This window comes from Variovorax sp. V15, assembly GCF_041154425.1.
In the GTDB taxonomy this organism is placed as follows: domain Bacteria; phylum Pseudomonadota; class Gammaproteobacteria; order Burkholderiales; family Burkholderiaceae_C; genus Variovorax; species Variovorax guangxiensis.
Window position 1 is genome coordinate 326,961 of sequence record NZ_AP028659.1, and the last position, 13,442, is coordinate 340,402.

At 69.2% G+C, this 13,442-nt stretch carries 15 protein-coding genes; 11 read left to right on the forward strand and 4 right to left on the reverse strand.

Annotated features, from left to right (window positions below; all coding sequences use genetic code 11):
• Positions 1-274: 274 nt before the first annotated feature.
• The 11 genes from ACAM57_RS01565 (at position 275) to kdpE (ending at position 9,899) form a co-directional block, all read left to right on the forward strand.
• A complete protein-coding gene (locus ACAM57_RS01565; protein WP_369662509.1) occupies positions 275-538 on the forward strand; it encodes a M35 family metallo-endopeptidase in 264 nt (87 codons plus the stop codon).
• A 4-nt stretch (positions 539-542) separates the two neighbouring features.
• On the forward strand, positions 543-1,118 hold the full coding sequence (locus tag ACAM57_RS01570) for a hypothetical protein (RefSeq protein WP_369660485.1): 576 nt from the start codon (positions 543-545) through the stop codon (positions 1,116-1,118).
• A 31-nt stretch (positions 1,119-1,149) separates the two neighbouring features.
• Positions 1,150-1,287 (forward strand): hypothetical protein, encoded by a 138-nt coding sequence (locus ACAM57_RS01575; RefSeq protein ID WP_184639632.1) that lies wholly within the window; start codon positions 1,150-1,152, stop codon positions 1,285-1,287.
• Positions 1,284-1,382 carry a K(+)-transporting ATPase subunit F gene (kdpF, locus tag ACAM57_RS01580; RefSeq protein ID WP_019657711.1) on the forward strand — a complete coding sequence of 33 codons (99 nt, stop codon included), beginning with the start codon at positions 1,284-1,286 and terminating at the stop codon, positions 1,380-1,382. Before ACAM57_RS01575 ends, kdpF begins: the two co-directional genes overlap by 4 nt.
• Before the next feature lies 1 nt (position 1,383).
• Positions 1,384-3,183, forward strand: coding sequence for a potassium-transporting ATPase subunit KdpA (kdpA, locus tag ACAM57_RS01585; protein WP_369660486.1), 1,800 nt, complete (start codon positions 1,384-1,386; stop codon positions 3,181-3,183).
• 10 nt (positions 3,184-3,193) lie between these two features.
• A complete protein-coding gene (gene kdpB, locus ACAM57_RS01590; protein WP_369660487.1) occupies positions 3,194-5,293 on the forward strand; it encodes a potassium-transporting ATPase subunit KdpB in 2,100 nt (699 codons plus the stop codon).
• A 13-nt stretch (positions 5,294-5,306) separates the two neighbouring features.
• Entirely contained in the window at positions 5,307-5,936 is a 630-nt protein-coding gene (gene kdpC / locus ACAM57_RS01595; RefSeq protein WP_369660488.1) for a potassium-transporting ATPase subunit KdpC, read from the forward strand.
• Positions 5,937-6,003: 67 nt separating this feature from the next.
• Positions 6,004-6,318 (forward strand): hypothetical protein, encoded by a 315-nt coding sequence (locus tag ACAM57_RS01600; protein ID WP_240650833.1) that lies wholly within the window; start codon positions 6,004-6,006, stop codon positions 6,316-6,318.
• A complete protein-coding gene (locus ACAM57_RS01605; protein WP_276312274.1) occupies positions 6,308-6,442 on the forward strand; it encodes a hypothetical protein in 135 nt (44 codons plus the stop codon). The genes ACAM57_RS01600 and ACAM57_RS01605 overlap by 11 nt, the downstream gene beginning before the upstream one ends.
• 12 nt (positions 6,443-6,454) lie before the next feature.
• Positions 6,455-9,196, forward strand: coding sequence for a DUF4118 domain-containing protein (locus tag ACAM57_RS01610; protein ID WP_369660489.1), 2,742 nt, complete (start codon positions 6,455-6,457; stop codon positions 9,194-9,196).
• Between the two features lie 4 nt (positions 9,197-9,200).
• Positions 9,201-9,899, forward strand: coding sequence for a two-component system response regulator KdpE (gene kdpE, locus ACAM57_RS01615; RefSeq protein ID WP_184639641.1), 699 nt, complete (start codon positions 9,201-9,203; stop codon positions 9,897-9,899).
• 35 nt (positions 9,900-9,934) lie between these two features.
• Here kdpE and ACAM57_RS01620 read toward each other — a convergent pair whose 3' ends face one another.
• The 4 genes from ACAM57_RS01620 to ACAM57_RS01635 form a co-directional block, all read right to left on the reverse strand.
• On the reverse strand, positions 9,935-11,056 hold the full coding sequence (locus tag ACAM57_RS01620) for a zinc-binding dehydrogenase (RefSeq protein WP_369660490.1): 1,122 nt from the start codon (positions 11,054-11,056) through the stop codon (positions 9,935-9,937).
• An 87-nt stretch (positions 11,057-11,143) separates the two neighbouring features.
• Positions 11,144-11,731, reverse strand: coding sequence for a dual specificity protein phosphatase family protein (locus ACAM57_RS01625; protein WP_369660491.1), 588 nt, complete (start codon positions 11,729-11,731; stop codon positions 11,144-11,146).
• Complete coding sequence (locus ACAM57_RS01630; RefSeq protein WP_369660492.1) at positions 11,728-12,225, reverse strand: hypothetical protein; 498 nt, start codon at positions 12,223-12,225, stop codon at positions 11,728-11,730. Before ACAM57_RS01630 ends, ACAM57_RS01625 begins: the two co-directional genes overlap by 4 nt.
• Positions 12,222-13,376, reverse strand: a complete 1,155-nt coding sequence (locus ACAM57_RS01635) for a glycosyltransferase (protein WP_369660493.1) — start codon at positions 13,374-13,376, stop codon at positions 12,222-12,224. The genes ACAM57_RS01630 and ACAM57_RS01635 overlap by 4 nt, the downstream gene beginning before the upstream one ends.
• Between the last annotated feature and the right edge of the window lie 66 nt (positions 13,377-13,442).

Sequence of the window (13,442 nt, forward strand, 5' to 3'; positions counted from 1 at the left end):
GTTTGCCTGTCGATGAAGGCATCGCAATGGCCGTCATAGGCCGGGGCTATTCGCGCAAGGCAGTGCATGTCTGGGTCTCCGGGAGTCGAGCGGGAAATGCCGCAGACCTGAGACGTGCCGGCCGGGCTTGTTGTGACAGTCGGGCTCTTCTGTCCGGCTGAATGCGTCGCGTGAAGTAAGTCGCGTCGCGGAGCTTTGTCTGCGGTGCTTGGCGAGCGATGCCGCCCGGTCTCTCTACAAGTCGATGTCCTCAACTCGGAGATTCATTGCAATGATGCGAAAGGTGATCGTGGTGGGTGATCCACCAGGACGCATACCATCGGCATCGCCCCCGGGGTTCTGCAGCATTCCTGATGCTGCCTTTTCGACCGACTCACGGCTCAGCACGCTCATCCACGAGGTGACTCACTTCGATGACACCTTTTCCTCGAAGGACACCGTCGGAACTGTGCGGAAAAGCCTCCCTCTGGCCTCGAACCCCGAGGAAGCGCGTTTCAACGCGGACAGCATCACTGGCTACGTGCTCTATGTCGACTAGGTTGATGTCTCTGGTCCTGGCGCTGACGTTGGCCTCCGCCAACGCGCAGGGATGTTCACGGGTGATCCAGATCACACTGGATTTCCAGGAAGACTCTGCGCAACTCGAATCCAAGCAGATCTTGCGGCTGGCGAGATGGCTGGTCGACGTGCGCGGCCTTTTCCAGTACGGCGATGCCGATGTCGAGGGCGTGGCCGTTGGCAATGAGGCCGGCAAGGACCGAAAGGAACTCGCAAGGCGCCGAGCCGATGCAGCGGCCAGCGCTTTGAAAACTGCTGGGAGGTTTGCCCATTCATTCCAGCTCGAACGTCTATCCGACGGACTTCATCCGATCGAGCGGAAATTACGCCGTTGTCCAGCTGAACCCGGTGAATGCGCCGGACTGCAGTCCGGTCCCGATACCTGGCTTCAAGTACTGATCGAATTGTGTGTCGTGTCCTTGCCGGGAATATTGGCCCGACAAGGATGCTCGGGCCGTTCCCGGCGCCACCTCACGGGCACTGAGGTGGCGTTTTTACGCTTTCTTTACGCCCACCCCACCACTCTTTCCCCCGTTTTGACGCCCGACTGCCGAGACTGACTCCCATCTTTCTCGTATGCAGGAGTGATGCATGGACATCGTCTGGATGGGCGCCTTGCTGGCGCTATGGGCCGTGGTGGGGGCCATGGTGGTCGGGCTGAACAGGCTCGATGCGCCGAAGAACCCGTCGAGCAAGGCGACGAACGCCGCCGATGGAGCCTCATCGTGATCAGCCTCGAAGTGCTTTACGGCTTCGGCGCGCTGATCGCCGTGGTTCTTTTCGCGTACCTGGTGTTCGCGCTGATCTGCGCGGAGGAGTTCTGAAATGAGCTCCTCCGCCTGGGGCCTGCTGGCCCTTTTCCTCGTCCTGCTGGGCGTGCTCGCATGGCCGGTCGGCAAGTTCCTTGCCGCGCTGTGCAACGAGCGCGTGCCGCGCTGGATGCAGCGCATCGAGGCGCCGCTCTACAAGCTCGCGGGCACGAAGCCCGAGCAGTCGATGCACTGGCTGCGCTATGCCTTCGCGCTGCTGGCCTTCAATGCCATCGGCGCGATCTTCGTCTATGCGCTGCAGCGCCTGCAGGCATGGCTGCCGCTCAACCCCGCGGGCATGGCGGCCGTGTCGCCCGACTCGGCCTTCAACACCGCGGTGAGCTTCGTGGCCAACACCAACTGGCAAGGCTATGCCGGCGAGTCGACCATGAGCTATCTCACGCAGATGCTCGGGCTCGCGGTGCAGAACTTCTTCTCCGCCGCCACCGGCATCGCGGTGGCCTTCGCGCTGGTGCGCGGCTTCGCGCGCCGGGGCGACGGCAAGGGGCTGGTGGGCAACTTCTGGGCCGACATCACGCGCGTCACACTGTGGGTGCTGGTGCCGATCTCCTTCGTGCTGGCCGTGGTTTTCGCGGGCCAGGGCGTGATCCAGAACTTCGACGCCTACAAGGAGGTGAGCACGCTCGAGACCACCGCCTTCCAGCAGCCGAAGAACGGCGCCGACGGCCAGCCGCTGAAGGATGACAAGGGCCAGCCGGTGATGGAAGACGCCACCACCAAGGTGCAGACGCTCGCCATGGGCCCGGTCGCTTCGCAGGAAGCGATCAAGATGCTGGGCACCAACGGCGGCGGCTTCTTCAACGCCAACTCGGCGCATCCTTACGAGAACCCGACGGCGCTGGTGAACCTGCTGCAGATGCTCGCGATCTTCCTGATTCCGGCGGCGCTGTGCTTCACCTTCGGCCACGTGGTGGGCGACATGCGCCAGGGCTGGGCGGTGCTCGTGGCAATGACGGTGCTGTTCGTCGTCGCCGTCATCGTCATCACGCCCGCCGAGCAGGCCGGCAACCCGCTGCTGACCCCGCTGGGCGTCGACCAGATGCACGGCGCGCTGCAGGCCGGCGGCAACATGGAAGGCAAGGAAGTGCGCTTCGGCATCGACGCTTCCTCGCTCTTCGCCGCCATCACCACGGCCGCCTCGTGCGGCGCGGTCAACGGCATGCACGACTCGCTCACCCCGATGGGCGGCATGGTGCCGCTGGTGCTGATGCAGCTCGGCGAGGTGGTGTTCGGCGGCGTGGGCTCGGGCCTGTACGGCATGCTGATCTTCGCGATGCTCGCGGTGTTCATCGCCGGCCTGATGATCGGCCGCACGCCCGAGTACCTCGGCAAGAAGATCGAGGTGCGCGAGATGAAGCTGATCTCCATCGCCATCCTGGTCACGCCGATCCTGGTGCTGGCCGGCACCGCGGTGGCGGTGATCGCGGGCGCTGGCAAGGCCGGCATCGCGAACCCCGGCGCGCACGGCTTCTCCGAAATCCTGTACGCACTGACTTCCGCCGCCAACAACAACGGCAGCGCCTTCGCGGGCCTGTCGGCCAACACGCCCTTCTACAACGGCCTGCTCGCGCTGGCCATGTGGCTCGGCCGCTTCGCGATGATCGTGCCGGTGCTCGCCGTGGCGGGCGCGCTGGCCGCCAAGAAGCGCCTGCCCGTCACCAGCGGCACGCTGCCCACGCACGGTCCGCTGTTCGTCTCGTTGCTGATCGGCACGGTGCTGCTGGTCGGCCTGCTCAACTATGTGCCGGCATTGGCCCTGGGGCCCATCGTCGAGCACCTGGTGCTCTGGAAGTAAGGAGCCCGCCATGACCGCCAATACAAAAACCTCTCTCTCGCTCTTCGACGCGGCGCTGGTCAGGCCCGCGCTGTGGGCTGCCTTCGCCAAGCTCGACCCGCGCACGCAGTGGCGCAACCCGGTGATGTTCATCGTCTACATCGGGAGCATCCTCACGACGGTGCTCTGGGTGCATGCGCTGAGCTTCCCGGGCGACACCGGCATGAAGCCCGCCTTCGTGCTGGCCGTGACCATCTGGCTGTGGTTCACCGTGCTGTTTGCCAACTTCGCCGAAGCACTTGCCGAGGGCCGCAGCAAGGCGCAGGCCGCATCGCTGCGCGGACTGCGCAAGGACACCTGGGCCAAGAAGCTGCAGGAGCCGCATCACGGCGCCCAGTGGCTTCCCGAGCAGGCGCCCAACCTGCGCAAGGGCGACGTGGTGCTGGTCGAGACCGGCGACGTGATTCCGCTCGACGGCGAAGTGATCGAAGGCGTGGCCTCGGTCGACGAGAGCGCCATCACCGGCGAATCGGCACCCGTGGTGCGCGAATCGGGCGGCGACTTCTCGGCCGTGACCGGTGGCACCCGCGTGCTGTCCGACTGGCTGGTGGTGCGCATCTCGGTGAACCCGGGCGAGTCGTTCCTCGACCGCATGATCGGCATGGTCGAGGCCGCCAAGCGCCAGAAGACGCCCAACGAGATCGCGCTGACCATCCTGCTGGTGGCGCTGACCATCGTGTTCCTGGTGGTCACGGTCACGCTGCTGCCTTTCTCCATCTTCAGCGTGGAGGCCGCGGGTGCGGGCACGGTGGTGTCGCTCACCGCGCTGGTCGCGCTGCTGGTGTGCCTGATTCCGACCACCATCGGCGGCCTGTTGTCGGCCGTGGGCGTGGCCGGCATGAGCCGCATGATGCAGGCCAACGTGATCGCCACCTCGGGCCGCGCGGTCGAAGCCGCCGGCGACGTCGACGTGCTGCTGCTCGACAAGACCGGCACCATCACGCACGGCAACCGCCAGGCCAGCGCCTTCCTGCCTGCGCCGGGCGTGACCAAGGCGCGGCTCGCTCGCGCCGCGATGATCGCCTCGCTGGCCGACGAGACGCCCGAGGGCCGGAGCATCGTCGAGCTCGCGCGCCGCGAAGGCCTGGAGCCGACGCCGGTGGAGGGCGCCCGCTTCGTCGCCTTCACTGCGCAGACGCGCATGAGCGGCGCCGACCTGCCGGCCGCCCCCAACAGCCTGGACACCGACCCCGTGCTGCTGCGCAAGGGCGCGGTCGACGCGGTGCGCCGCCACGTCGAGGCCATCGGCGGCACGGCGGCTCCTGAGGTGCTTCGCGCCGCCGAGGAAGCCGCGCGCCGTGGCAGCACGCCGCTGGCGGTGGCCGAGGGCAACCGCGTGCTCGGCATCGTCGAGCTCAAGGACATCGTCAAGACCGACATCAAGGAGCGCTTCGCCGAGCTGCGCCGCATGGGCATCAAGACGGTGATGATCACCGGCGACAACAAGCTCACCGCGGCGGCCATCGCCGCAGAGGCCGGCGTGGACGACTTCCTGGCCGAGGCCACGCCCGAGGACAAGCTCGCGCTCATCCGCCAGTACCAGTCCGAAGGCCGCCTCGTGGCCATGACCGGCGACGGCACCAACGACGCCCCCGCGCTCGCGCAGGCCGACGTGGCCGTGGCCATGGGCAGCGGCACGCAGGCCGCCAAGGAGGCCGGCAACATGGTCGACCTCGACTCCAACCCGACCAAGCTGCTGGAAGTGGTGGAGACCGGCAAGGCGCTCTTGATGACACGCGGCTCGCTCACCACCTTCTCGATCGCGAACGACGTGGCGAAGTACTTCGCCATCATCCCGGCGATCTTCATCTCGACCTACCCGCAGCTGGGCGCGCTCAACGTGATGCGGCTGGCGAGCCCGTCGTCGGCCATCCTGAGCGCGGTGATCTTCAACGCGCTGGTGATCGTGTTCCTGATTCCGCTGGCGCTCAAGGGCGTGCGCTACCGGCCGGTGGGTGCCGCTGCGCTGCTGCGCCGCAACCTGGCCATCTACGGCCTGGGCGGCCTGCTCGTGCCCTTCATCGGCATCAAGCTGATCGACTGGCTGCTTGTCGCAGTGCATCTCGTCTGAGGAGTATTCCGTCATGAACAACACCATCAACGGCAATGGCGGCGAGGGCGGCATCGTCCGCCCCGCGCTCGTGCTCTTCGTGCTGCTGAGCGCACTCACCGGCCTGATCTACCCGATGGCCGTCACCGGCGTCGCGAAGACGGCCTTCCCCGCGCAGGCGGACGGCAGCCTGATCGTGCTCGACGGCACCACCGTCGGCTCGAAGCTCATCGGCCAGAACTTCAGCGACCCGAAGCACTTCTGGGGCCGCCCCTCGGCCACCGCGCCGCAGCCCTACAACGCGAGCGCCTCGGGCGGCTCCAACCAGGGTCCGCTCAACCCCGCGCTGACCGATGCGGTGAAGGCGCGCGTGGAAGCGCTGCGCGCAGCCGACCCGGACAACGCGGCGCGGGTGCCGGTCGACCTCGTCACGGCCTCGGCCAGCGGGCTCGATCCCGACATCAGCCCCGCCGCCGCGCAGTACCAGGCGGCGCGCGTGGCGCGCGTGCGCGGCATGCCGCTCGCGCAGGTGCAGTCGCTGATCGACAGGAACACGCAGCAGCCCCTGCTGGGCTTCCTGGGCGAGCCGCGCGTCAACGTGCTGGCGCTGAACATCGCGCTGGACGCCGCCTCCGGTTCATTCAGTCCTTCGACACCGCGTTGAGGAGAAACAAGCCATGGCCTATGCCGCCTATCGAGAACATCCCGGTGCGCCGAGAACGCGCGCTTCCATGAACACCGGCAAGGGCAACGGCAGCCCGTTCTACGTGCTCGACGTCACGGTCTGCTGCGCCGATGCCCTGCGCGTGCGCCGCAGCATCGCCGGCTGCCCCGAGGCCGGCGTGGTGCGCTGCGAGCCGCTGCTGCATGCCTGCAGCTCGCAGGAAAGCGACGCGCCCTGCGTGCGCCTGATGATCCGCCTGCCGCTCGCGCGCTACGCCGACGTGCTGCACCGGCTGATCGAATGCGTCCCCTCGGGCGAGATCGGCCGGCTCGTGAGCTGGCGCGAGCACCTCGCACGCTGCGGCCTGCGCCATGGCCACTGACCTGCTGATGGCGCTGCTGGCCATGGCGGCGCTGTTCGTGCCGCTGGGCTTCGCGTGGTGGGTGCTGTCGCGAACCGCGCGGCGCCACCAGCGTTCGCGCCGCAAGGACGGCCCGATGCGCTAACCTGTGCCGCCGATGAACGACGTGCTCCGCCCCGACCCCGACGCGCTGCTCGCGCAGCTGCGCAGCGACGAGGCGCGCGCCCAGCGCGGCAAGCTGCGCATCTACTTCGGCGCCAGCGCGGGCGTCGGCAAGACATGGGCCATGCTCAGCGCGGCGCAGCGCGAGCGGGCTGCGGGGGGCGACGTGCTGATCGGCGTGGTCGAGACCCATGGCCGCAGCGAGACCGCCGCGCTGCTTGCGGGGCTGGAGGCGCTGCCGCAGCGCGAGATTGCGTACCGCGGCCGCACGCTCGCCGAGTTCGACCTCGACGCCGCGCTCGCGCGCAAGCCCGCCGTGCTGCTGGTCGACGAGCTGGCCCACACCAACGCCCCCGGCTCGCGCCACGCCAAGCGCTGGCAGGACGTGCAGGAGCTGCTGTCCGCCGGCATCGAGGTGTGGTCCGCGCTCAACGTGCAGCACCTCGAGAGCCTCAACGGCACGGTCGGCGCCATCACCGGCGTGCGCGTGCACGAGACCGTGCCCGACACCGTGCTCGACGAGGCCGACGAGGTGGTGCTGGTCGACGTCACGCCCGACGAGCTCACCGCGCGGCTCGCGGCCGGCAAGGTCTACCTGCCGCAGCAGGCCGAGCGCGCGGCGCAGAACTTCTTCCGCAAGGGCAACCTCATCGCGCTGCGCGAGATCGCGTTGAGGCGCACCGCCGAGCATGTGGAAGACGACGTGCGCGGCTGGCGAGTGGAGCAATCGGGCGCGGTCGGAAGCGGGCGCGACCTGCAGGCCTGGAACACATCGGGCGCGATCCTCGCGTGCGTCGGCCCGCACGAAGGCGCGGCGCAGACGGTGCGCACGGCGGCGCGGCTCGCGGGGCAGCTCAACGTGCGCTGGCATGCGGCGTATGTCGAGACACCTCGATTGCAGCGGCTGGCCGCCACCGAGCGCGACCGCATCCTCGCGGTGCTCAAGCTCGCCGAAGAACTGGGCGCGGCCACGGCGGTGCTCACCGGCTCCGACGTGGCCGAGCAACTGGCCGAACAGGCGAGGCGCCTGAACTGCGCGACGCTGGTGCTGGGGCGCTCGCAGCCCGAGGCCGGCTGGCGGCGCTGGTGGCCCGCAAAGGCGGTGCCGCTCGCGCGCGCATTGGCGCTACGCGCGCCGGCGCTCGACATCATGGAAGTCGCGCCCGCCGAAAGCTCGCGCCGCCTCTCTCGCGCGCCGCTGCAGGGCGCGAGCATCGACAGCGACGACCACGAGAAGGCGCCCATCCACTGGCCCGGCTATGCATGGGCGACGGCCACAAGCGTCGCGCTCACGCTGGTGTGCACGCCACTGGCCAACGTGCTGGAGCTGTCGAACATCGTCATGCTGTTCCTGCTCGGGGTGGTGGGCGTGGCGATGCGCTTCGGGCGCGGGCCGTCGGCGCTGGCGGCGTTGCTCAACGTCGCGGCCTTCGACTATTTCTTCGTGCCGCCGCGCCTGTCGTTCGCGGTGAGCGACGTGCAGTACGTGCTGACCTTCGCGATCATGCTCGGCGTGGGCCTGCTGGTGGGGCAGCTCACGGCCGGGCTGCGTTTCGCGGCGGGCGTGTCGACCAGCCGCGAGCGGCGCGCGCGTTCGCTGTTCGAGCTCACGCGCGAGCTCTCGGCGGCGCTGGAGAGCTCGCAGGTGGTCGCGCTCGGCACGGCCGCCGTGCGGGGCCATTTCGGCGGCGATGCGCTGGTGCTGGTGACCGACGCGGCCGACCAGCTCGTGATGCCCGCCGACGCGCCCGACGGCTTCGATGCGCAGGTGGCCGACTGGGCCTTCCGCCATGGCCAGAGCGCGGGCCTCGCCACCGCCACCCTCGCGGCCCAGCCTTGGCACTACGTGCCGCTGCGCGCGCCGATGCGCGTTCGCGGCGTGCTCGCGCTCTCGCCCGCGCAGCCGCGCTGGCTGCTCATTCCCGAACAGGCGCAGCAGCTCGACACGCTGGCGCGGCAGATCGCCATCGCGCTGGAGCGCGTGCACTACGTCGAGGTGGCGCAGCAGGCGGTGGTGGAGATGGAATCGGAGCGCCTGCGCAACGCGCTGCTCGGCGCCATCTCGCACGACGTGCGCACGCCGCTCACCGCGCTCATCGCGCTGGCCGAATCGCTGCAGACGCTGCCGCCCGAAGCGCACGCCGAGGCCGGGCGCGCCATCGTCGCGCAGGCGCACGAGCTGCATGCGCTGGTGAGCAACCTGCTGGACATGGCGCGGCTCGAAAGCGGCATCGCCGGCGGCGCGGTGAACCTGCGGCGCGACTGGCAGTCGGTGGAGGAGGTGGTGGGCTCGGCCATCCGCGCGGCGCGCACCTCGCTGGGCGGCACCGTGGTGCAGACCGCGCTCGACCCCGAGCTGCCGCTGGTCGAGTTCGACGCGGTGCTCATCGAGCGCGTGCTGGTCAACCTGCTGGAGAACGCCACCAAGTACGGCGCGCCGCCCATCGTGGTCGGCGCGCGTGCCGAGCCCGGCGCGCTGGTGCTGACCGTGCGCGACCACGGCCCCGGCCTGCCGGCCGCGCTGCTGGGCCACGAACAGAAGCTCTTCGACAAGTTCACGCGCGGCGAGGCCGAATCCGCCACGCCGGGCGTGGGCCTGGGCCTGGCGATCTGCAAGGCGGTGGTGAGCGCGCATGGGGGCGAGATCGCCGCCGAGAATGCGCGCGATGGCGGTGCAGAATTCACCGTCACGCTCCCACGGCGTGAGCCACCCGAGCCTGCCGAAGCCCAACTCTGAACCCATGCCTTCTCCCACCGCCATCGTTATCGAAGACGAGCCGCAGATCCGCCGGTTCGTGCGCGGCGCGCTCGAGGCCGAGGGCTGGCTGGTGCACGAGGCCGGCACCCTGCGCGACGGCCTCGCCGCGGCAGGCACGCGCCAGCCCGACCTGCTCGTGCTCGACCTCGGCCTGCCCGACGGCGACGGCGTCTCGCTGATCCGCGACGTGCGCGGCTGGTCGGCCGTGCCCATCATCGTGCTGTCGGCACGCACCGACGAAGCCGACAAGATCGCCGCCCTCGACGCCGGCGCCGACGACTACCTCACCAAGCCCTTCGGCACCGGCGAGCTCCTGGCCCGCGTGCGCGCCAACCTGCGCCGCCCGCGTGCCGCCAGCAGCACGGAAGAAGCGGCACCCGAGGCGCTGTTCCGCTTCGGCGAGATCGAACTCGACCGCTCCGCGCGCCTCGTGCGCCGCGCCGGCGCCGAAGTGCACCTCACGCCGACCGAATACCGCCTGCTGTCGGTGCTCGTCGCGAACGCGGGACGCGTGCTGACGCAGCGCCAGCTGCTGCGCGAAGTGTGGGGCCCGTCGTACACCGACCAGAGCCACTACCTGCGGATCTACATGGGGCACCTGCGGCAGAAGCTGGAGGCCGATCCGGCGCAGCCGAAGCATCTGCTGACGGAGACGGCAGTGGGGTATCGGCTGGTCGTTTAGTTCTTACCGAGCGCTCCCCCTTCAAGCGAGGCGAATCAGGCCTTGTTCGGATTCAGCAGGAACTTCTCCCCCGTAGCCTGCTTGCCATACACGCCGATGGCGTCGAGCTGCAGCATCTCCACCAGCGACACCTCTCGCGTGTAGTGGCTTGCGAAAGTCGTCTTCAGTTCGGCGACCACGCGGGCCTTCAGGCGCTGCGTGCCGGCGTCGCCCAGGCGCTGCAGGAAGGGGAACAGCAGCCAGCCGCCCATGCCCCAGGTCATGCCGAAGTTGCGCACGACCTCGGTCGGGCTGCGGTCGAGGCCGCCGTAGATGTAGACCTGCTTGTGGGTGTTGGAGCCGTAGCGGCTGTATTCCTTGGCGGTGCGGTTGATGGCCGCTTCCATGCAGCCGAGGATCTGGCCGGCGAGCTTGCCGCCGCCGATGGCGTCGAAGGCCAGGGTGGCGCCGGTCTCGGCGAGGGCCTGGGTCAGGTCCTCGATGAATGTGGGCGAACTCGAATTGCACACGTACTTGGCGCCGAGGCCGCGCAGCAGGTCTTCCTGGTCCTGCTTGCGCACGATGTTGACGAGGGCGATGCCGTCCTTCTGGCAGATCTTGTTGAGCATCTGGCCCAGGTTGGACGCGGCGGCCGTGTGCACCAGCGCCTTGTGGCCTTCCATGCGCATGGTTTCGACCATGCTCAGCGAGGTCAGGGGGTTGACGAAGCACGAGGCGCCTTCGGCCGGCGTGGTGCCCGCCGGCAGCTCCATGCACTGGGCGGCGGCGAGGCCGCGGTACTGCGAATACATCGCGCCGCCGATGGCGGCCACCGTCTTGCCGAGCAGCGCCTGCGCCTGCGGCGAGGAGCCTGCCTTCACCACCACGCCCGCGCCTTCGTTGCCGACGGGCATCGATTCGTCGAGCCGCGCCTTCATGGCGGGCAGCACGCGCTCGGGCACGGTGGCGGTGACGACGGGGCGATCGGCGGTGCCGGAGGCCTTGGCGGTGCTCATGTCGGCCGCGCCGAACAGCAGGCCCAGGTCGGACGGATTCAGCGGCGAGGCCTCGACGCGGATCACCACTTCGTGGGCCTGCGGCTCGGGGATGGGGTCGTCGTGCAGCGAGAGTTCGAGTTCGCCGCTGGAACGAATGAGGGAGCGGATTTGCAGTGCCATGGGAGATCCCTTCTGGTCAGGTTCGCGGATGGCCTTCGGCCACGGGGCGGCCAGTATAGGAGCGGGTTCCGCGGCCTGCTGGCGCCTTCAGGACACCACCGGAATCGCCGGCGCCTGGGCCAGCGCGTCGCGCATGGCGGCCGGGTCGAGCCGCTCGATGTAGCGCGGGATGTTGCGCCACAGCGTGTGGTAGCCGTAGCCGCCGCGCAGCATCTCGTGGCGGGCGCTGTCCTTGTCCCAGTCCTGCAGCGCCATGCGGTAGACCGCCGCGACCACGCCTGTGCGGTCGGCGCCGTGCATGCAGTGGATGAGCACCGGGCCCTGCTTCTCGGCCGCGCGGATGGCCTGCAGCGCGCGCAGCACCTTGGCGTCGTCGATGGACCAGGTGTTGATCGGCACGCGCACCAGCCGGATGCCGCTGCCCGCGAACACTTTCCGGTCGTCGTTGAACGAGCGCAGGCTTACCACCGTGCGGATGCCCAGCGACTGCAGCGCGGCAAGGTTCGAGCGCTTCGGCTGCGCGCTGCGGTACAGCGTGGGCGTGATGCGGTGCAGGTTCTCCACGCCCAGCGCGTCCAGCGGATCGGCCCAATGGCCGGGGCGTGGTGCGTCGGCGATGGGCTCCTGCCCGCGTTCCCTGCGTTTTCTTCTGCTGCTGCTGCTGCTGCTGCTCATCGGCTGCCCTTGCGCGGCCAGTGCCGCGTAGCCAGGATGATCGCCGCCACCGCGAGCCCGCCCCAGTAGTCCACGGGCGCGCCCCAAAGCCAGTGCTTGTGCCAGAACGCGTCCACCGGGTTGAAGCGCTCCCAGCCGAAGGCCGGGTTGATGAGGAACCAGGTGAAGTCCTCGCAGACCCAGAACACGATCAGGCCCGCCACCGCCAGCCCCACGTCGCGCCAGGTCCATCGGCCGTTGAAGGCCAGCGGCGAGAAGAACACCAGCGCCATGAAGGTGAAGACCCAGGCGTGGTAGCCCGTCATCGCGCGGCCGCCCCAGAAGATGTCGAGCCAGATGCTGTTCTCGATGCGCCATGTGGGCAGCGAGGTGGCCCAGCCGGCGCCGCCTTCGATCTGGATCTCGGCGTTGGCGAAGAAGAAGGCCATGACGATGACCCAGGCCAGGTAGCCGAGCGTGCGGGCCACGCTCGTCTTTTCGGTGGCGGGGCTCATGCGGGCGTCCCGAGAACGTGATGCAGCACCGATCGCGCCGCCTGCGGCTTGCCCAGCGTGCGGCTGCGAGTCGCCATGCTCGCGAGCTTGGCGGCATCAGCCATGAGGCGCGCCACCTTGTAGTCGAGGCCGATGGCGTCGTAGGCCAGCCAGGCCGCGCCTTCCTCCATGAGGAAGCCGGCGTTGTGTTCTTCCTGCCCCGGAATCGGCGAGATCAGCAGCATCGGCTTGCCCAGCGCCAGGCACTCCGACACCGTGAGGCCGCCGGGCTTTGTCACCACCAGGTCGGACGCTGCCATCATCCTGTGCATCTCGTTGGTGAAGCCGATGGCCGCCACGCGGCCCGGGTGGCGCCTGGCCAGCGCCTCGAGCCTGCCGTGTGCCTCCGCGTTGCGGCCTGCCACGGCGATCACCTGGAAGTCGTTCGGCTTCCCGTCGGGCCCGCCCATGCCGAGCACGCGCTCGACCATGCTCGGCAGGTCGCCGACGCCGGCGCCGCCCGACACCATGAGCAGCACCGGCCGCGAAGGGTCGAGGCCAAGTCCGGCCACGCAGGCGTCACGCGCCAGCGCGGGCGCATCGGGTTCGGAGAAGGCGGGCATCACTGGAATGCCCGTGACGTGGATGCGCTCGGCCGGAATGCCGCGCGCCCGCAGGCGGAAGGCCACTTCCTCCGTCGCGGCCAGGTAGCCCGTCATGCCCGGTACCAGCCACATGTTGTGCAGGTCGTAGTCGGTGATCTGCAGCCACACCGGGTAGTCGATGCGACCCCGGTTGCGCTCGCGCATCAGCAGCTCGGCGGGCAGGAAGTGCGTGCAGATCACCGCGTCAGGCTTCTCGCGGCGGATCTCGCGCACCAGCGCGCCGGTGCTCAGCCGCTCGATGCCGCGGCGCAGGCGCTGCGAGGGCGCATGGTGCGGCGTGACGTCGGTGCGCTGGTGCAGGTACGACCACAGCTCGGGCGCGCTATTCACGAGCTGGATGTACCAGTCGGTGTAGACCTTGCGGAACCCCGCGGCCACGTGGGCCATCGCGTCGATGTGGACCGCCGTGCAGGGCGGAGCGAGGGACTGCGCGGTGGCGGCGAGCGCCTGTGCTGCACGCACGTGGCCGTTGCCGGCACTCACGCTGAGGATCAGGAGTTTGGTCATGGAATCCGGGAGTTGCGCGGATTATGGCGATGCCGTGTGGCAGCCGATTCCGCGCACTCCCGGGGC